Consider the following 19,107-nt stretch of genomic DNA (forward strand, 5'->3'; position numbering starts at 1 on the left):
TCACCGGAATCCAGTTGACTCTTGCTCGATTCTGATCCGACTCGGCGATATCAGGAATTTAAGGGACTCAGCACCTTTACCAGCCGCTTGTGGAGCCCAGATAAACTTGATCTAGTGCCGCGGCCCGAAGGTCACCCGAGATGTTGCGGTGAACGTTTCAGGCCTGGAGGGGAGTCAGCGATTCGGGCGCGATTCGTTCTCAACCCGTTCCGAAGCTTAAGTTTGGCGCGGAAAGCGTCGCATTGTGAGACAGATTTTGCGAAACACGCTGCCAGACCGTCACCCCCGCGCAACGGCTCCGCCGTTGTCGCTGGAGGAGGCCGCGCAGCGGCCGTCTCGAAGGGCGACAGCCCCGCTTCGTCCGCGAGAGGAAAGTCCGATCAAAACGTGCGGATAGATCTCGGCCGTGCATCCTCCGAGACGCGCTACGCGCTCCTCAGGATGACGGAACGGCTATAACGCCACCAGTTCAAGAAACACCTGCAAGATATGGCTTTCTCATCCTCGTTCGGAAATGACCGCGTGCCCGGCGCTGGCGTCACCGCTGTTCTCGGGCCGACCAACACCGGCAAGACGCATCTCGCGATCGAGCGGATGCTGGCGCACTCGTCGGGCGTGATCGGCCTGCCGCTGCGGCTGCTGGCGCGCGAGGTCTACAACAAGATCGCCGATCGCGCGGGCGAGGAGAGCGTCGCGCTCATCACCGGCGAGGAGAAGATCAAGCCGAAATCGCCGCGCTTCTGGGTCTCAACCGTGGAGGCGATGCCGCGCGATCTCGACGTCTCGTTCCTGGCCGTCGACGAGATCCAGATCGCCGCCGATCTCGAGCGCGGGCACGTCTTCACCGATCGCATCCTCAACCGTCGCGGCCGCGACGAGACGCTGCTGCTGGGGGCCGCGACGATGCGGCCGATCATCGAGCGGCTGTTGCCGGGCGCCTCCATCGTGACGCGGCCGAGATTGTCGCAGCTCGAATTCGCCGGCGACCGCAAGATCACGCGCCAGCCGCGGCGCACGGCGATCGTCGCGTTCTCGGCCGACGAGGTCTATGCGATCGCCGAGCTGATCCGCCGCCAGCATGGCGGTGCGGCGGTCGTGCTCGGCTCGCTCAGCCCACGCACACGCAATGCGCAGGTCGCGATGTTCCAGAACGGCGACGTCGATTATCTCGTCGCCACCGATGCGATCGGCATGGGGCTCAATCTCGACGTCGATCACGTCGCCTTCGCCTCCGACCGCAAATATGACGGCTACCAGTTCCGCCGGCTGACGCCGGCCGAATTCGCGCAGATCGCCGGCCGCGCCGGGCGCGCCACGCGCAACGGCACCTTCGGCACCACCGGGCGCTGCGCGCCGTTCGAGCCGGAACTGGTGAACGCGCTGCAGAACCACACCTTCGACAGCGTCAAGATGCTGCAATGGCGCAATGCGAAGCTCGATTTCGCCTCGCTCGGCACGCTGCAGGTATCGCTGGCGCTGCCGCCCGGCCACGAGACGCTGACGCGGGCGCCGGTCGCCGAGGACCAGCGCGTGCTCGATCATGCCGCACGCGATGCCGAAGTGCGCGACATGGCGCATGGGGCGGCCGCGGTGGAACGGCTGTGGGAGGCCTGTCAGATCCCGGACTACCGGAAACTGTCACCGGCCGCCCACGCCGAACTCGTGACCACGCTGTACGGCTTCCTGATGCAAAAGGGGCGTATCCCCGACGCATGGTTCGCCGCCCAGGTCGACCAGGCCGACCGCACCGACGGCGATATCGACACGCTATCGGGCCGAATCGCGCAGATTCGCACCTGGACCTTCGTCGCCAACCGGCCGGATTGGCTGTCCGACCCGGAGCATTGGCAGGGGATCACGCGCGAGCTCGAAAATAAATTATCCGATGCGCTGCATGAACGGCTCACGGAGCGTTTCGTTGACAGGCGGACCAGTGTATTGATGCGCCGCCTGCGGGAGAACTCAGTTTTGAATACGGAAATTGGCAAAACCGGCGATGTGATCGTGGAAGGTCATGTGATCGGCCGGCTCGATGGATTCACCTTTGCGCCCGATGCCGCCGAAGCCGGCTCTGACGCCAAGGCCCTGCAGGCCGCCGCCCAGCAGGTGCTGGCGCGCGAGATCGACGCGCGTGCCGAGAAATTGGGCGCCGCGCCCGACGAGCAGTTCGTGCTGACCTCCGACGGCACCATCCGCTGGACTGGCGATGCGGTCGCCAAGCTGGTCGCGGCCGAGGACGCGCTGCATCCGCGGCTGCGCATCATTTCCGACGAGCGGCTGACCGGCGCCTCGCGTGAAGCCGTGCAGAACCGGCTCGACCTCTGGCTCAAGACCCATATCGAGAAGCTGCTCGGGCCGCTGTTCGAGCTCTCCAAGGCCGAGGATCTGCAGGGCATTGCCCGCGGCATCGCTTTCCAGCTTGTGGAGGCGCTCGGCGTGCTCGAGCGGTCGAAGATCGCCTCCGAGATGAAGGATCTCGACCAGCCGTCGCGCGCCACCTTGCGCAAATACGGCGTGCGGTTCGGCGCCTACCACATCTATTTCCCGCAGCTGTTGAAGCCCGCGGCGCGTTCGCTGGCCTCGCTGCTGTGGGCCGAGAAGCAGAACAATGTCGACATGGGCGCGCTGTCGAACGTGCAGCATCTGGCGTCGAGCGGCCGCACCTCGTTCCCGGTCGACAAGGCCCTGCCGCGCGATGCCTATCGCGTGCTCGGCTATCGCCAGTGCGGCGAGCGCGCGGTGCGCGTCGACATCCTGGAGCGGCTGGCCGATCTGATCCGCCCGGCGCTGGCCTGGCGCGAGACCTCGCCGGGCGAAAAGCCCGCCGGGGCGTTCGACGGCCGCGGCTTTGTCGTGACCCAGGCGATGACCTCGCTGACCGGATCCGCAGGCGAGGATTTTGCCTCGATCCTGCGCGCGCTCGGCTACCGCATGGATCGCCGTCCGCCGCTGCCGCCAAAGCCGGCTGAACCGGCGCCGGCCGAGAGCACCGAGGCGGCCGCCGCCGAGACGCCGGCCGAGGCCACCACGGACGCTATTGCCGATACGCCCGCTGAGGCGAGCGCGGAGGTTGCCGCCGAGATGCCGGTCGAGGCCAGCGCCGATGCGCCGGAGGCGGATGCCGCGAGCGATCAGCCGGTGTCCGGCGATCCCGCGCCGTCGGCCGCGCTGCTGCCCGAAGTCGGCTTCGCGCCCGCCACGGGTGAAGCGACCCCGGCCGTTGCCGAAGCACAGCCCGAGGCCGTCGCCCAAGCCGCGCCGGAACCTGTGGCGCCGTCCGAAGCGCCCGCTGCTGATGCCGCGGCCGAGCCCGTCGCGTCCGATGCGCCCGCCGTGACGGCGAGCTCCGAAGCGGCGCCGGCCGAGACCGCACCGGCAGAGGCTGCCCCGGCCGCGCCCGAGACGCCGGCGGAGCCGCAACTGGTTGAGGTCTGGCGGCCCGGTGGTCGCCCCGACGAGCGCCGTCCGCATCATCGGGGTCACGACCGCAATCGCGGCCGTCACCAGGGCAAGTCCGCCGAGGGCGGTGCGCAGGCCGCCGAAGGCGGCGAGGGCGAGAAGCGCGAGCAGCACCGCCGTCCGCGCCGTCACCAGGATTTCCGCACGCCGCGCCCCGGAGCACCGGCCGACGCGTCGGCGGCGCCTGCCGATGGCGCACAGGGCCGCGACAATCGCGAGGGCCGCGACCAGCGCCGCGAGCGCTTCGAGGGCAAGGGGCGCGATCGCGACAATGAGCGTCGCCGCGACAAGTTCGGCGGCGACCGCAAGGGCGAGCGCGGCGATCGTGACCGCGGCGGGCGCGATTTCGGCCGCGACAAGCGCGACGGCGGGCCGTCGCATCGGCCCTATGCCTCCAGCGCGCCGCGCGAGCGCGACCGGCCGATCGATCCGAACTCGCCATTCGCAAAGCTCGCCGCGCTGAAGGAACAGCTCGCGAGCCGGAAGGAATAAACATAGCGTTTTCGAGCGAATGGAGGCCGGTTCGCGTGAAGAAAACGCGTCAAACATAAGAACCCGCTTGGACCGACAGCGCCTCGACAAATGGCTGTGGCACGCGCGGGTGGTGAAGGCCCGCACCAGCGCGGCCGCGCTCGTCGAGTCCGGGCACGTCCGCATCAACGGCATGCGCGAGAAATCGCCGGGGCATGCGGTCAAGCTTGGCGACGTCGTCACCGTCGCGCTCGATAACAGCGTCCGCGTGTTGAAAGTCGCGGGCTTTGCCGAGCGGCGCGGCGATGCCACGTCGGCACGCGTGCTCTATGACGATTTGCAAGCCGGCAAGGAGTAGTTATTTAGGGGCTGCAATTCGGATTTGCGCCGGAACGCCTGCACTTTTGGGAGCCCGCTTCCCTTGCGGCTGCGGTATTCCTGCGCTAGGCAACCCCTGAAAAAGTTGACCGTTTTCGGAGTTTTGGATGACCTACGTCGTCACTGAAGCCTGCATCAAGTGCAAATATACCGACTGCGTTGAGGTCTGCCCCGTCGACTGTTTCTACGAGGGCGAGAACATGCTGGTCATCCATCCCGAGGAATGCATCGATTGCGGCGTATGTGAGCCGGAATGCCCGGCCGACGCCATCAAGCCGGACACCGAGCCGGGCCTGGAGAAGTGGCTCGAGGTCAACCGCGATTACGCCAAGAGCTGGCCGAACATCACCCAGAAGAAGGATGCCCCCGAAGACGCCAAGGAGTGGGAAGGCAAAGAGGGCAAGTTCGAGAAATATTTTTCTCCGAACCCGGGAACCGGCGACTGATTCGACGGAACTACCCCGATAAGGGCGGGCTACGGCCCGTTCCGGCCCCTGCACGGCCTGCTGATTTAACCCTAATGACGGACATATGACCGCAAGGTCCCGCTCTATGTCCGGAATCGGGCGTAAATCATTGATTTTTGCGGAAAATGTGCTATATTGAGCACATTGCAGGCCAAGAACCCGCTGCCATGCGTATCCTGTGGCTTCGGGTTCCCGCAAACTCGAACAGGGGCGTGGCAGTTTCCGCGCGCAGGCTGTGTCACAGAAAACGCGTAAAAAGAGTGCTTCAAAGACGACCAAGAAAGCCGCTGTTGTTGCTCGCAGCGCACTCAAGGGCCGTGCCAAGGCGCCTGTGAAGGATGCCAGGAAGGCTTCGGCCGCAAAGTCCTCAAAGAACAAAAGAAGCGTGATGCCAGAAAAGACTGCCAAGACTGCCGCGAAAGCGGCAGCTGCGAAGACCACTGCCGCCGCGAAGGTCGCCCCCAAGCCTGCCACTGCGCATAAGTCGGCCGCCGCGCACAAGCCGGCTGCTCCGAAGGCTGCCGCTCCCGCCGTTGCTCCGAAGGCTGCCGCCAAGCCGGCCGCCGCACCGCGTGCGGAAGAGAAGAAGGTCGTGACCCAGCGTCAGGGCTTCAAGGCCAACGAATTCGTCGTCTATCCGGCTCACGGCGTCGGTCAGATCCTGGCCATCGAGGAGCAGGAGATCGCGGGCGCCAAGCTCGAGCTGTTCGTGATCAATTTCATGAAGGACAAGATGACGCTGCGCGTTCCGACGGCGAAGGTCGCCAATGTCGGCATGCGCAAGCTGTCGGAGCCGGCGCTGGTCAAGAAGGCGCTGGAGACGCTGAAGGGCCGCGCCCGCGTCAAGCGCACCATGTGGTCGCGCCGCGCCCAGGAATACGAAGCGAAGATCAATTCGGGCGACATCGTCGCGATCGCCGAGGTGGTCCGCGATCTCTATCGCTCGGAATCGCAGCCCGAGCAGTCCTACTCCGAACGCCAGCTCTATGAAGCGGCGCTCGACCGCCTGTCGCGCGAAATCGCCGTGGTGCAGCACTCGACCGAGACCGAAGCGGTCAAGGAAATCGAGAGCCAGCTCGCCAAGAGCCCGCGCCGCGGCGCCAAGGCCGAAGCTGCGGAAGGCGACGCCGAGGGCGATGCCGACGGGGACGACCTCGACTCCGATGGCGACGACACCGCGGTGGCCGACGAAGCCGCGTAAGCAGCGCTTGCCAGAATTCAGACGGAAGGCCCGGTCGAAAGACCGGGCCTTTTGCTTTCCCCAACACGCGCCGTTCACCTCTCCCCTTGTGGGAGAGGTCGGATTGCATCGTGAGATGCAATCCGGGTGAGGGGTTCAGGTCTGTCCGTGAACAAACGGCCCTCGAGAGACCGCGACCCCTCACCTGGATCGCATTCCGCTTCGCTGCATGCGGTCCGGCCTCTCCCAGGGGGAGAGGCGGAATCGTGCGTGCTGAGGCGGGGATGTGCACAGTCCTCCTGCATGCAGTCTTGCACAAATCGCGCTTGGCGGAACGCCGCGACTCATACCTCCTGATCATTCGCCAATGACATGACATCGCGGGACCGGCGAGAGGCGCGGTATGCTTGCAGGACGATCGCTGGGGCGCGGATTCGATTGGCTGTGGGCGGCGTTCGCGGTCAGCACGATCGGAACGTGGCTCGCCTTCGATGCATTCCCGCTAATCGCGATCCTCGTGCTGAATGTCGGGCCGGGCGGTCTCGGCGCTGGCCGCGGTTGGGCCGGTGGCCGGCGCCGCGATGGCGGTGCCGCTCGGTCCGTGGATTGAATTCCGCCGCAAGCGGCCGGTGATGATCGCGATGGATGTCGTACGCTTTGCCGCGACGCTGAGCGTGCCCATCGGCTTTATGTTCGGCTGGCTCAGCTTCGCTCAGCTCCTCGTCGTGTCGGTTATCGTCGCCGCGGCGGACATCGCCTTCCGCGCGGCCAGCGGCGCCTGCCTGAAGGCGCTGGTCAGGCCCGAGGATCTGGTGATCGCGAACGGCCGGCTTGAAGCCACCACCTGGACGGCGACCGCGATCGGGCCGCCGCTCGGCGGCGCGGCGATCGGATTGTTCGGTCCGGTCGTGACCGTGGTCGCCAATGCGATCAGCTATCTCGTCTCCGCGGCCGCAATCCGTGCGATCGGCGGCACGGAGCCGGTGCCGGCGCGCCGCGACGCGCCGGCCTTTCGCGCGGCCGACCTGCTCGCGGGATGGCGTTACATCCTCGCTCACCCCGTGCTGCGTTCGCTTTTCTTCAACACCGTGCTGGTCAACGGCCTGATCATGGCGACAGCGCCGCTGCTCGCTGTGCTGATGCTGCGCGATCTCGGATTTGCGCCCTGGCAGTACGGGCTCGCATTCGGCGCGCCGTGCGTGGGCGGCCTGATCGGCGCGCGTGTCGCGCCTGCCCTGGTCGCGCGGTTCGGACAGCACAACGTTCTGCTCACCGCCGGCACGCTGCGCGCGTGCTGGTCGGTCGGCCTGGCCTTCATGCCGAACGGAGCGCCCGGCATCGTTGTCGTGTTTCTCCTCCAGTTCGGCCTCGTCACCTGCGCAGGGATTTTCAACCCCGTGCTGGCGGCGCATCGCCTCGGGCAGATCGAGATCGAGCGAACCGCGCGCATCCTGTCGGCCTGGTCGATCACCAGCAGCGCGAACATCGCGGTGCTGACCGCGCTGTGGGGCGCACTGGCCGGCTTCGCTGGCGCGCGTGCCGCGATCGCGATCAGCGGTCTGCTCCTGCTGCTCACGCCGCTTCTGCTGCCGCGGCGCGCGTTTGCTGCCAGCCATGCAGGCGAGGCCGTCCAGGCGACTGACGCCTGGTCGGTCAGCCATCGTGGGCGCAGGTGAAACCGAATGGATGAGAGGATTGGTCTTGCCGCTTCAGTACGACCGTTGCTTGATGCCCCAGCGGCCGTTCTCTGATGTCACGATCCAGAGGTTGCGGTGGCGGCTCGCGATCGATCCGTCGGCGCGATCGCGGGTATATTCGACCACGAGATGGACTTTGCGCGGGCTGACCAGCACGGGATCCTTGCGCTGATAGGTGGTCTTCGCCCACCCCGTCGTGCGCGACAGATCGTCGAAGAACGACGCCGGCAGCTTGCCCACCTCGTCCCAGATCACGAGCTGCTCGCCCGACAGGATGACGTGCGGGAAGTGCAGCAACGCATCCATACCGGCGAGGTCGCGGGCATTGAACCTTTCAGTAAAGCGCTCGATGCAGCCGATCGCCTCCGCGATCATAGTCGCATCGTCGGCAGCGTCGGAGCGGGGCTGGAAGAGATTGTCGGTCGTGCTCATGCGTCCGCTATAAACCGGCAGCGAAACGGTCGGCAACGGCGCAGGCGACGGCCGCTACTTCACCCGCTGCTTCTCGAGCTTGCGCGCCAGCGTGCGGCGGTGCATGCCGAGCCGGCGGGCGGTTTCGGAGATGTTGAAATCGGTCTCGATCAGAGTCTGGTGGATGCGTTCCCATTCCAGCGTCTTGATCGAAGTGGGACGCGCGCCGACCTCGATGTCGGCGTTGCCGGCCGCTTTCTGGAACGCGGCCTCGATGTCGTCGGTGTTCGATGGCTTCGCCAGATAGTGGCAGGCGCCGAGCTTGATGGCTTCGACCGCGGTGGCGATGCTGGCGAAGCCCGTCAGCACGACGATCAGCATCTCCGGATCATGCGCATGCAGCGCTTCCACGCAGGCAAGGCCGGAGGCGCCGCCAGCGAGCTTGAGGTCAACGACAGCATAACCGGGCGATTGCTGCTCCAGCAGCCCGCGGACCTCGTCGAGCGAGGCCGCGACGACGACGCCGTAGCCGCGGCGCTCGAACGAACGTTTGAGCGTGCGGGCAAAGCCGGCGTCGTCCTCGACGATCAGAAGCTGGCGTTCATCCGTCAAGCTCGTCTCCGATCACTAGCGTCGAGAGCGGAAGCTCGAGCCGGACCGCGGCGCCGACATCGGGCCGGTTGCGCACCGTCACCACGCCGCCAAGCTTGCGTACGACGTTGACCACCAGGAACAGGCCGAGGCCGCTGCCGGGGCTGCCCTTGGTCGACTGATAGGGCTTGCCGACATGCGGAAGCACCTCGCGCGAGAAGCCCGGGCCGCGGTCGGTCACCGACAGCACCAGCGTGTCCTCCTTCCGCTCCGCCATCAGTTCGATCCAGTCGCGCGACACCTCGGCGGCATTGTCCAGCACGTTGAAGATCGCCTGCTTGAGTGCGATGTCGGAGACGATCGGCAGATCGGCACCGAACGCATTGCGGAAGTACAGGGTGGCCGAGGGCCGCGTCGTCCGCCATTCGTCCACCAGCGCCGTCAGGAAGGCCGCAACCGTCGTCGGTGAGGAGCCTTCGCCGCGCGCTTCCCCCGCGGACAGCAGGATGCCCGTCACGATCGTCTTGCAGCGCTGCAGCGATGTCTCCATCTCGCCGAGGTCCTGCGACAGCTCGGGCTCGGAGGCGAGCGCCGGCATCCGGCGCCAGTCGCTCAGGATGACCGAAAGCGACGCGAGCGGCGTACCGAGCTCGTGCGCGGCTCCGGACGCCAGCAGGCCCATCCGCACGATATGATCCTGCTCGGCGGCATGCTGGCGCATCGCGGCCAGCCGCGCGTCGCGGTCGCGCAGATTGCGGTTGATCCGGGTCACGAACACCACGAGCAGCACCGCGTCGAGCACGAGGCCGATGAATGTGCCGGCGATGTAGCGGCTGAACGCATCGCCAAATCCTTCCTGCGGCAGCGCCAGCGGCTCGTAATAGCCGGTAAGCCAGGCGTAGCTCATGCAGACCAGCGCCACCAGCGACCAGGTCGACGGCGCGTCGAGCAGTACCGCGCCGAGCGTCACCTGCAGCAGATAGAGCGAAGTGAAAGGATTGGTGGCGCCGCCGCTGAGATAGAGCAGGGTTGTCAGCGCCGCCACGTCGAGCGTCAGCGCGATCAGGAGTTCGCGGTTGTTGATGTCGGCGCGATAGCGCACCCAGACCAGGCTGACGAGATTGAGCGCCACCAGGCCGCAGATCACGGCGGCCATCGGCAAGAGCGGCAGCGCGATGCCCATCCAGAACTGGACGAAGGCGATGGTGACGATCTGGCCGATCACCGCCGTCCAGCGCAGCTGGATCAGCAGCGCCATGTTCTTGCGGTTGGTCGCGGCGTCGGTCGGTGAAGGTGCGGTGAGGTCGAACGGCAGGCCGGTCGGCACGCTTCCGGCAGGCGGCGTCACGGCTGTCCCTGCCGCCATTTCGTCGTCATGCAGATCCGATGTGCGCTCGAGCATCTGGGCCTGGGTTGCGAGACAGGTTGCGGGCTGCGCCGATCAGGCGGCGCACGGCGGCCCGTCGTGGATCGGAGCCGCCGGCGCGACCCCTGCCGCGTACGGCGCGCAGGAGTGCACCTGCCAGCATAAAGGCGAGCGCGAACCATGTCAGCGCGTAAATCAGGTGGCTGTTGTGAAACCGCACGACGGTGAGCCCGCCGACCGGGTAACCGCCGGGGTTCGGGGTGGCGTCGGCGTCGATAAAGAAGGGCGCGACCTGCGACAAGCCATGCGTGGCCGCAATCGCGGCGACGTCGCGCGAGTACCAGCGGCCGGCCGCGGCGTCGTTGCTGCGCAGGAAACCGCCCTTCGGTTCCGACATCCGCAGCAGGCCGGTGACGCTCACCGCGCCCTGTGGATCGCCCTCGCGCCGTGTCGCGGGATCGCGCTTCTCGGCCGGGACGAAACCTCGGTTGACCAGCACGGTGGTTCCGTCGGCGGTTCGCAGCGGGGTCACCACCCAGAAGCCGGGACCGTCGACGGTCACGGCCTGAACCAGGGCCTCGTCCGCGTTCAGGAAGGTGCCGGTCACGGTGACGCGGCGGTATTCGTCGCTGGCGGCGGTCACTGCCGGCCACGATGAGGGGGCCGGCAGCGGAGCGGGCGCGGCATGAATGCGCTGCTCGACCCGCTCGATCAAAGCCAGCTTCCAGGTCCTGCGCTCGATCTGCCAGACGCCGAGCGCGGTCAGCAGCACCACGCCCAGCATGCCGAGCGTGAAGAGCAACAAAGAGGGCCTGGAAGACCGCATCGTCACGGCATCTGGCTCATGTCGTGCATCGGCATCATGTTGATGTTGAGGTGATGCATGACCCACAGCGAGCCAGTCAGTGCGATCACCACCATGATGACCGTGAAGATCAGAGCCATCATGGTCCAGCCGTTCTCGGAACGGGTGTTCATGTGCAGGAAGTAGACCATGTGCACCACGATCTGCACCGCGGCGAGCAGCAGCACGATCAGCGCGGTCACCTGCTTGTCCGCGATCGCACCGGTCATCACCAGCCAGAACGGCACCGCGGTGAGGACGACGGAGAGGCCGAAGCCGATCAGGTAGCTCGAGAGCGTGCCATGCGCCGCCGTATCATGGGCGTGGTGGCCGTGATCGCCGGCTTCGGATGGCAGGGCGTGAGAGTCTGATGTCATCGCAGCATTCCCAGGAGGTAGACGAAGGTAAAGACGCCGATCCAGACCACGTCCAGGAAGTGCCAGAACATGGAGAGGCACATCAGGCGGCGCCGGTTGGCCTCGATCAGGCCGAAACGCGCGACCTGCACCATCAGCGTGGTCAGCCAGACCAGGCCGAAGGTGACGTGCAGGCCGTGGGTGCCGACCAGCGTGAAGAAGGACGACAGGAAGGCGCTGCGCTGCGGCGTCGCGCCCTCATGGATCATGTGGGCGAACTCGGTGAGCTCGATGCCGAGGAACGCGAGGCCGAACAGCCCGGTGATGGTAAGCCAGGCCTGCGTCGCGCCGATCTTCGATTTCTCCATCGTCAGCATGGCGAAGCCATAAGTGATCGAGGACAGCAGCAGCATCGTCGTGTTGAGCGCGACGAGCTTGAGATCGAACAGATCCTTCGGCGCAGGACCTGCGGCGTAGTTGCCGCCGAGCACGCCGAAGGTCGCGAACAGGATCGCGAAGATGAGGCAGTCGCTCATCAGGTAGATCCAGAAGCCCAGCATGGTGCTGGCGCCTTCCGGATGCGCGTGCTCGTCGATTACGTGGAAGACCGGTTCGGAATTCTGCGTGGAGACGGTTGCTACAGTCATGACTTGGCTCCAGCGGCAAGCAAATGCGTCCGCGCATCTTCGACCCAACCCACTTCATCCGCCGGGATGTTGAAGTCGCGGTGATAGTTGAAGGTATGGCCGATCGCGACCGCGAGCAGCGCGACGAAGCTGACGGCAGCAAGCCACCAGATGTACCAGATCAGGCCGAATCCCATCGCCGTCGCGAGGCCGGCGAGGATGATGCCGGTTCCGGTGTTGGAGGGCATGTGGATCGGCTTGAAGCCGGACAGCGGACGCTTGTAGCCGCGGCGCTTCATGTCCCACCACGCGTCGTTGTCGTAGACGACCGGCGTGAAGGCGAAGTTGTAGCTCGGCGGCGGCGACGAGGTGGCCCATTCCAGCGTGCGCCCGTTCCAGGGATCGCCGGTGACGTCGCGGAGCTGCTCGCGCTTCATGATGCTGACTGCGAACTGCACCAGCATCGAGAGGATGCCGAGCAGGATCAGGAAGGCGCCGATGCCCGCGATGATGAACCAGATCTGCAGGGACGGATCGTCGAACACGCGAAGGCGACGGGTGACGCCCATCAGGCCGAGCACGTAGAGCGGCATGAAGGCGACATAGAAACCCGTAACCCAGAACCAGAACGACAGCTTGCCCCAGAACGGATCGAGCCTGAAGCCGAACGCTTTCGGGAACCAGTAGTTGATGCCGGCAAACAGCCCGAACAGCACGCCGCCGATGATCACGTTGTGGAAATGCGCGACCAGGAACAGGCTGTTATGCAGCACGAAGTCGGCCGGCGGCACCGCGAGCAGCACGCCGGTCATGCCGCCGATCACGAAGGTCAGCATGAACGCCACCGTCCACATCATCGGCAGCTCGAAGCGGATCCGGCCGCGATACATCGTGAACAGCCAGTTGAACATCTTCGCGCCCGTCGGGATCGAGATGATCATGGTGGTGATGCCGAAGAACGAGTTCACGCTGGCGCCGGAGCCCATCGTGAAGAAGTGGTGCAGCCAGACCAGGTAGGACAGGATGGTGATGACGACCGTGGCGTAGACCATCGAGGTGTAGCCGAACAGCCGCTTGCCCGAGAACGTCGCGGTCACCTCGGAGAAAATGCCGAACGCCGGCAGCACCAGGATGTAGACCTCGGGATGGCCCCAGATCCAGATCAGGTTCACGTACATCATCGGGCTGCCGCCGAAGTCGTTCGTGAAGAAGTTGGTGCCGACATAGCGGTCGAGCGACAGCAGCACCAGCACCGCCGTCAGCACCGGGAAGGAGGCGACGATCAGGACGTTGGTGCAGAGCGAGGTCCAGGTGAAGACGGGCATCTTCATCATCGTCATGCCCGGGGCGCGCAGCTTGACGATGGTGCAGATCAGGTTGATGCCCGATAGCGTCGTGCCGACGCCGGCGACCTGTAGTCCCCATATGTAATAGTCGACGCCGACGTCGGGACTGTAGCCGATGTTCGACAGCGGCGGATAGGCGAGCCAGCCGGTGCGCGCGAATTCGCCGACGAACAGCGAGGCCATCACCAGCACCGCGCCGCCGACCGTCATCCAGAAGCTGAAATTGTTCAGGAACGGGAAGGAGACGTCGCGGGCGCCGATCTGCAGCGGCATGACGTAGTTCATCAGGCCCGTCACCAGCGGCATCGCCACGAAGAAGATCATGATCACGCCGTGCGCGGTGAAGACCTGGTCGTAGTGGTGTGCGGGGAGGTAGCCCTCCGAGCCGTTGAAGGCGATCGCCTGCTGCAGGCGCATCATCAGTGCGTCGGCGAAGCCGCGCAGCAGCATTACGATGCCGAGGATCATGTACATGATGCCGATGCGCTTGTGGTCCACGGTGGTGAACCACTCGCGCCACAGATAGCCCCACAGCCGGAAATAGGTGACGGCGGCGAACAACGCGAGGCCGCCGGTCGCGACCACGGCGAAGGTGCCGACCAGGATCGGCTCGTGCAGCGGCAGCGCGTCCAGATTGAGGCGGCCGAAGATCGCCTTGATGATTTCAGGATTGTTGAACATGCGGCCCTCTCAGGACTCTGATTTCGGACGCTGGCCGAGCAGCAGCGACGTCGATGACGGATGGGCGGGAGAGAATGGCGGGCGCTTCATGCCGACGCCGCGCAGCGGAGTCATGTCCGACGGCGCGAAGATCTCGCGCGACGGCGTGTCCTTCAGCTCGTCGATCGAGCAGATGCCGGCGACGAAGGTCGGCTCGTTGCCGAGCGGCGCGCCGCGCCTTGCGTATTTGTCGTAGGTCAGCGGCAGCGTGTTGTTGAGACCTTCGCGACCGAGGCCGCCCTTGGCGTCGATCGCCATCATCTCGCTGACGCACATCTTGCCGGCCTCGACGCACATGTTGAGGATCGCCTTGTAGAGATCGCGATCGACCGAGCCGTAGAGGCGCACCGGCTCGTTGGAGCTCGGGCGTTCGAGCTGCAGGTAGTCGGAACGGCCGAGCATGTTGCTGCTGGCCTTGGCGTTGGCGATCCACTTGTCGAAGTCGGAGGCCGAGAGGCTCTTGAACGCGAAGTGCATGCCGGAGAAGCCGGCGCCGCTGTAATTGGCGGAGAAGCCCCTGAAGGTGCCCTGCTCGTTGGCGACCGCGTGCAGCTTCGTCTCCATGCCGGGCATGGCGTAGATCTGGCCAGCCAGTGCCGGGATGTAGAAGGAGTTCATCACGGAGGACGCCGTGATGCGGAAGCGGATCGGGCGGTCGACCGGAGCGGCGAGCTCGTTGACGGCGGCGACGCCGTAGTCGGGGTAGATGAACAGCCACTTCCAGTCGAGCGCGACGACCTCGACATTGAGCGGCGCGTCCTTGCTCTCGATCGGCTTGCCGGCGTCGATGCGGCCGAGCGTGCGGTAGGGATCGAGCAGATGGGTGCCCATCCAGGTCAGCGCGCCCAGGCAAACGATGATGAGGAGCGGCGCCGACCAGATCACGAGCTCGAGCTGGGTGGAGTGATCCCATTCCGGCTCGTAGGGCACGGCGGTGTTGGACTGGCGGTAGCGCCAGGCGAAGAACACCGTCAGCGCCATCACCGGCAGGACGATCAGCAGCATCAGGACGGTCGAGATGACGACGAGGTCGCGCTGCTGGGCGGCGACGTCGCCGGCTGGCGCCAGGACGACGAAATCGCACCCGCCAAGCAGGGCCGCAAACGGCAATAAGGCCAATAATTTCAAGGCGCGCACAGCTTACCCCGCTGGAATTTTATGAGTTCCGCCAAGGGGTAGCTGCGATGCAACAGAACGGACATTGGACAATTTGTCCAATGTTGCACTGCGGGATGTGGCGCGAAACAGTCGGATGGACCGCGAGGCAAAGTCTGCCCGCGGCCTCACTCCAAGGACGGTTTACGGCGCGATGGCACAGGCCCCAGCAATGGCTCACGGCAACCCGGCGACATCATCAGGTCACGGGCATGCGAAACCCGGCGAAATCGCCATCGGCGTCATCATCGGGCGCACATCGGAATTCTTCGACTTTTTCGTCTACGCGATCGCCTCGGTGATCGTGTTTCCGAAGCTGGTATTCCCGTTCGTCAACGAGCTGACCGGCACCCTCTATTCCTTCGGGCTGTTTGCCCTGGCCTTCGCCGCGCGCCCGCTCGGCACCGTCATCTTCATGGCGGTCGACCGCCGCCACGGCAAGGGCGCCAAGCTCGTCATCGCGCTGTTCCTGCTCGGCACCGCCACGGTGGCGATCGCGTTTCTGCCCGGCTACAACGAGATCGGCGTGGCGGCGATCTGGCTGCTCGCCGCGGCGCGGGCCGCGCAGGGCATCGCCTGGGGCGGCGCCTGGGACGGCCTGGCCTCGCTGCTCGCGATGAATGCGCCGGCGCGTCATCGCGGCTGGTTCGCGATGGTGCCGCAGCTCGGCGCCCCGCTTGGGCTGATCGTGGCGAGCGCGCTGTTCGCCTTCTTTGCCGGCAACCTGTCGGCGGACGATTTCTTCGACTGGGGCTGGCGCTATCCGTTCTTCGTCGCCTTCGCCATCAACGTCGTGGCGCTGTTCGCGCGGCTGCGCATGGTGGCGACGGATGAATATTCCGAGCTGTTCGAAAGCCGGGACCTGCAGCCGGCGCGCGTGACCGAAACGGTCACGCAGGAGGGCCGCCACATCCTGCTCGGGGCGTTCGCGCCGCTGGCGAGCTTCGCGCTATTCCACATGGTGACCGTGTTCCCGCTATCCTGGGTGTTCCTGTTCACCAGGGAAAGCCCGGTGCGCTTCCTGATCATCGAGATGATCGGCGCCATGGTCGGCGTCGCTGCGATCGTGGCGTCCGGCATGATCGCCGACCGCGTCGGACGCAAGCCGCTGCTGATCGGCTCGGCGATCGCGATCGCGGTGTATAGCGGCTTCGCCCCGCAACTGCTCGATGCCGGTCCGCTCGGCGAGACGGTCTACATGGTGCTGGGCTTCGTGCTGCTCGGCCTCTCGTTCGGCCAGTCCTCGGGCGCGATCGCTTCCAGCTTCGCGCGGGCCTATCGCTACACGGCCTCGGCGCTGACGTCCGATTTGGCTTGGCTGTTCGGCGCCGGCTTCGCACCGCTCGCGGCGCTGTTGCTGGCAACCCATTTCGGGCTGATCTCGGCAGGCGCCTACCTGCTGTCGGGCGCGGTCTGGACGCTGCTCGCGCTGTGGCTGAGCGGACTGCGCGAGGCGGAAGGCTGAACTTGTAGCCCGGATGAAGCCAACGGGTCGCGCGAACGCGCGCCCGATGACAGGCTCCGCGAAATCCGGGGCCGCTCTCGCCGCGGATGACCCCGTCCCGGATTGCGCTGCGCGCCATCCGGGCTACGGAGGCTCAATCCTTCGGACGTCTCAATCCACCACGATCTTGACGCGGTCGCGCGGCTTCACCTGCGCGTGGGCGTCGAGCCCGTTCAGCACGCGGAAGCGTTCGGTCGGGTGATCGACGCCGGCCATGCGGTGCGACAGCGATTCCACTGTGTCGCCCGGCTGCACGTTGATGACCTTGATGCGCAGCGGGCGCGCGGCCTGGATCTCCTCGAGCGTCAGGCGGCGGAACGAGTTGACGGTCTCGCGCGCGTTGCGCTCGCTCTCGGTGGTCTTCTGCTTGGCGGCGAAGATGAAGCGGTAGACGTCGGTGCCGAAGCGCAGCGCATAGACCTTGAACTGCCACTGGTCGCCATGCGCGGTCGCCGACGCCGCCGGGAAGCCGTTGATGTTGAGGTCTTCGGTCGAGGATTTCTCGACGCCTTCCATCCAGCCGGAATTGAGATAGTCGCCGAGCGACTGCTCGGCCGGCACCCGCACGACGTCGAAGCGCATCGCCTGGCTGCCGCCCTCGCGCACGCCGATCACGGCCTGCGCGGTGTTGTCGAGCGTGAAGGTGTCGGGCGCCGTGAAGGTGAAGCCGAGCTTGGGATGCAGGAAGCGGCGGCCGCGCACGAAACCTTCGCTCGGGTCCTCGCCGTAAACGATGTTGTCGATCGCGGCGAGATAGCTCTCGCGATCGCGGTCGTTGTTCTCGGGCGAGGTGTATTGCCGCGCGATCGCCTGCGCATTGGCGACGCGCTCGGGCGTGGCCGGATGCGACGACAGGAAGTCCTGCGCGCGCGGATCGAGCGCAGTCCTGCCGATCTTGAGCGCGGCGTTGCGCTCCATCGCGGTCAGGAAGCGCGCCGCGCCGTAGGGATCGAAATGCGCGCGTGCGGCGATCCCGACGCCGATGCCGTCGGCCTCGAATTCCTGCTGCCGCGAGAAGCTCGCCATCGTCAGCTTGGTCTTGGCCAGCGCCAGCGCGGTGAGATCGGGATCGTTGCTCATGTCGGTGACGACGCGCGTCACCACGGCAGCCTGCCGCGCCTGATCCTCGCGGATCGAGGCGTGCTTGGCCAGCACATGCGCCATCTCATGGCTGAGCACGGAGGAGAGCTCGGAAGTGTCGCTGGCGAGCGCGATCAGCCCGCGCGTGACATAGAGCTGGCCGGTCGGCAGCGCGAAAGCGTTCACCGCGCCGGAATTGAGGATGGTGACCTTGTAGGCCTGGTCGGGCCGCTCGGAGGCCGCGACCAGCCGGTCGACGATCTTGCTGATCAGCGCCTCGAGCTTCGGATCATCATAGGCGCCGCCATAGGAGGACAGGATGCGCTCATGCTCGTGCTCGGTCGCAGGCGTCTGCTGCACTACGCGGTTCGGCTTGACCGGAGCCGCGACCGCTGCGGTGGGCGTCACCTGCTCGAACCGGCCGACATTGCTGCAGGCTGCGAGCATCAGCGCGGCACAGACAAGCACCGGCGCAGCCGAAAGGCGGCGGCCTGTCAGTCCCTCACGCCGTCCTGCACGCTCTGTCAAATCTACAACTCACAATTGTCAAGTGAACCGGCCGGGATACGGTCCATCCGGACACATCCGCTAGCTCCCGCCGAGCACTTCAATCTGCCCCACTCGGAGCAATTCGATACGTGGGCCACGTCGCGCTTCCACCCAGCCTCGGACGCGAATCCTTCGATTTTCGAGGGACTTGGGCGCGAGCCCGGCCGCCTCAAACGCAGGGACTATGCGCTTTGAAATAGTCGCCGCAAAGTCCCGTGTCCAGTTTCGGCCGAAATTCAGATAGGTCGTTGCCCCGGCCTGCCGTACCGACAAAACCCGGCCCTCGACCACGGTAAAGCGCCCGATCCCGGCCAAAATATCGCCCGGACTTTCGGCGCTTTTTATGACGCTGGCCTCGCCCCAGGTTCCCGATCGGGCCTGCCGGGCCTCGGCCTCCGCGGCCATCAGCGCAGCCGCGCAGTCCCTGTCGCCAACCTCGGGTGAAACCAGAGCAAGGCCCTGCCGCAGCAACTCGCTCTGCACGGGTGTTTCGGCGCCGGCGAGAAAGGCGTAGGCCGGCTGGCGGCCGTAGCGGTCCGGCATGTCCTCGCCGCCGTGCAAGGTCACGTCGCGGCCGACCAGCAGTCCGGACAAGGCTGCGCGGGCCTTCACCGCGTCCGCCACCTCGATGCCGGCCAGCTTGACCTCGCGGCCGTCATCGAGGCGGAAGCTGCGCGCATCGACGATCGCGGCCACGCGGCCCTCGCCCTGGGTCTCGAAATTGCATCCCGCCGCATGGCCTCTGCCGCAAGCAAACAGCGTCGCGCACACGAGGAGCGCGCTGCGAACGGGCGTCGGCAGAATCCGCATCGACAACATTGGCATTGATCGATCTTCGCACATTTTAGCCATTCCGTTCAGCGGAAAACGCGTGGCAGCTCCGCGGCTTGCCGCTGTGAATGGCATG

General features: G+C 65.9%; 16 protein-coding genes. 6 read left to right on the forward strand and 10 right to left on the reverse strand.

Annotated features, from left to right (window positions below; all coding sequences use genetic code 11):
- Positions 1 to 489: 489 nt before the first annotated feature.
- The 5 genes from MTX19_RS03615 (at position 490) to MTX19_RS03635 (ending at position 7,631) form a co-directional block, all read left to right on the forward strand.
- Positions 490 to 3,951: a helicase-related protein gene (locus MTX19_RS03615; protein ID WP_280985844.1), complete on the forward strand. Its 3,462-nt coding sequence runs from the start codon at positions 490 to 492 to the stop codon at positions 3,949 to 3,951.
- A 67-nt stretch (positions 3,952 to 4,018) separates the two neighbouring features.
- Positions 4,019 to 4,288, forward strand: a complete 270-nt coding sequence (locus MTX19_RS03620; protein WP_280982467.1) for an RNA-binding S4 domain-containing protein — start codon at positions 4,019 to 4,021, stop codon at positions 4,286 to 4,288.
- Positions 4,289 to 4,415: 127 nt separating this feature from the next.
- A complete protein-coding gene (gene fdxA / locus MTX19_RS03625) occupies positions 4,416 to 4,754 on the forward strand; it encodes a ferredoxin FdxA (RefSeq protein ID WP_280974403.1) in 339 nt (112 codons plus the stop codon).
- Positions 4,755 to 5,163: 409 nt separating this feature from the next.
- Entirely contained in the window at positions 5,164 to 5,976 is an 813-nt protein-coding gene (locus MTX19_RS03630; RefSeq protein WP_280982468.1) for a CarD family transcriptional regulator, read from the forward strand.
- A gap of 503 nt (positions 5,977 to 6,479) precedes the next feature.
- Positions 6,480 to 7,631 carry an MFS transporter gene (locus MTX19_RS03635; protein WP_280982469.1) on the forward strand — a complete coding sequence of 384 codons (1,152 nt, stop codon included), beginning with the start codon at positions 6,480 to 6,482 and terminating at the stop codon, positions 7,629 to 7,631.
- Positions 7,632 to 7,664: 33 nt separating this feature from the next.
- Here MTX19_RS03635 and MTX19_RS03640 read toward each other — a convergent pair whose 3' ends face one another.
- From MTX19_RS03640 to cyoA, 8 genes are read right to left on the reverse strand one after another with little or no spacing between them, the layout of a single operon-like run.
- A complete protein-coding gene (locus MTX19_RS03640) occupies positions 7,665 to 8,084 on the reverse strand; it encodes a hypothetical protein (RefSeq protein WP_280982470.1) in 420 nt (139 codons plus the stop codon).
- A 54-nt stretch (positions 8,085 to 8,138) separates the two neighbouring features.
- A complete protein-coding gene (locus MTX19_RS03645) occupies positions 8,139 to 8,675 on the reverse strand; it encodes a response regulator transcription factor (protein WP_280982471.1) in 537 nt (178 codons plus the stop codon).
- Positions 8,665 to 10,020: an ATP-binding protein gene (locus MTX19_RS03650; protein WP_280982472.1), complete on the reverse strand. Its 1,356-nt coding sequence runs from the start codon at positions 10,018 to 10,020 to the stop codon at positions 8,665 to 8,667. The genes MTX19_RS03645 and MTX19_RS03650 overlap by 11 nt, the downstream gene beginning before the upstream one ends.
- A gap of 7 nt (positions 10,021 to 10,027) precedes the next feature.
- On the reverse strand, positions 10,028 to 10,846 hold the full coding sequence (locus MTX19_RS03655; protein ID WP_280984683.1) for an SURF1 family protein: 819 nt from the start codon (positions 10,844 to 10,846) through the stop codon (positions 10,028 to 10,030).
- A gap of 2 nt (positions 10,847 to 10,848) precedes the next feature.
- Positions 10,849 to 11,241, reverse strand: a complete 393-nt coding sequence (cyoD, locus tag MTX19_RS03660) for a cytochrome o ubiquinol oxidase subunit IV (RefSeq protein ID WP_280974395.1) — start codon at positions 11,239 to 11,241, stop codon at positions 10,849 to 10,851.
- Positions 11,238 to 11,867, reverse strand: coding sequence for a cytochrome o ubiquinol oxidase subunit III (gene cyoC, locus MTX19_RS03665; RefSeq protein WP_280982473.1), 630 nt, complete (start codon positions 11,865 to 11,867; stop codon positions 11,238 to 11,240). Before cyoC ends, cyoD begins: the two co-directional genes overlap by 4 nt.
- A complete protein-coding gene (gene cyoB / locus MTX19_RS03670) occupies positions 11,864 to 13,873 on the reverse strand; it encodes a cytochrome o ubiquinol oxidase subunit I (protein ID WP_280982474.1) in 2,010 nt (669 codons plus the stop codon). The genes cyoC and cyoB overlap by 4 nt, the downstream gene beginning before the upstream one ends.
- A 9-nt stretch (positions 13,874 to 13,882) precedes the next feature.
- On the reverse strand, positions 13,883 to 15,049 hold the full coding sequence (gene cyoA, locus MTX19_RS03675; protein ID WP_280982475.1) for a ubiquinol oxidase subunit II: 1,167 nt from the start codon (positions 15,047 to 15,049) through the stop codon (positions 13,883 to 13,885).
- Between the two features lie 190 nt (positions 15,050 to 15,239).
- On the opposite strand from cyoA, the gene MTX19_RS03680 reads away from it, so the two are divergent.
- Positions 15,240 to 16,532 carry an MFS transporter gene (locus MTX19_RS03680; RefSeq protein WP_280986159.1) on the forward strand — a complete coding sequence of 431 codons (1,293 nt, stop codon included), beginning with the start codon at positions 15,240 to 15,242 and terminating at the stop codon, positions 16,530 to 16,532.
- A gap of 150 nt (positions 16,533 to 16,682) precedes the next feature.
- Here the strand turns inward: MTX19_RS03680 and MTX19_RS03685 are convergent, their stop codons facing one another.
- Positions 16,683 to 18,098, reverse strand: a complete 1,416-nt coding sequence (locus MTX19_RS03685) for a M48 family metalloprotease (RefSeq protein ID WP_280984684.1) — start codon at positions 18,096 to 18,098, stop codon at positions 16,683 to 16,685.
- A 141-nt stretch (positions 18,099 to 18,239) separates the two neighbouring features.
- Complete coding sequence (locus MTX19_RS03690; RefSeq protein WP_280982476.1) at positions 18,240 to 19,019, reverse strand: thermonuclease family protein; 780 nt, start codon at positions 19,017 to 19,019, stop codon at positions 18,240 to 18,242.
- Positions 19,020 to 19,107 lie beyond the last annotated feature (88 nt).

Source organism: Bradyrhizobium sp. ISRA464, assembly GCF_029910095.1.
Classification (GTDB): domain Bacteria; phylum Pseudomonadota; class Alphaproteobacteria; order Rhizobiales; family Xanthobacteraceae; genus Bradyrhizobium.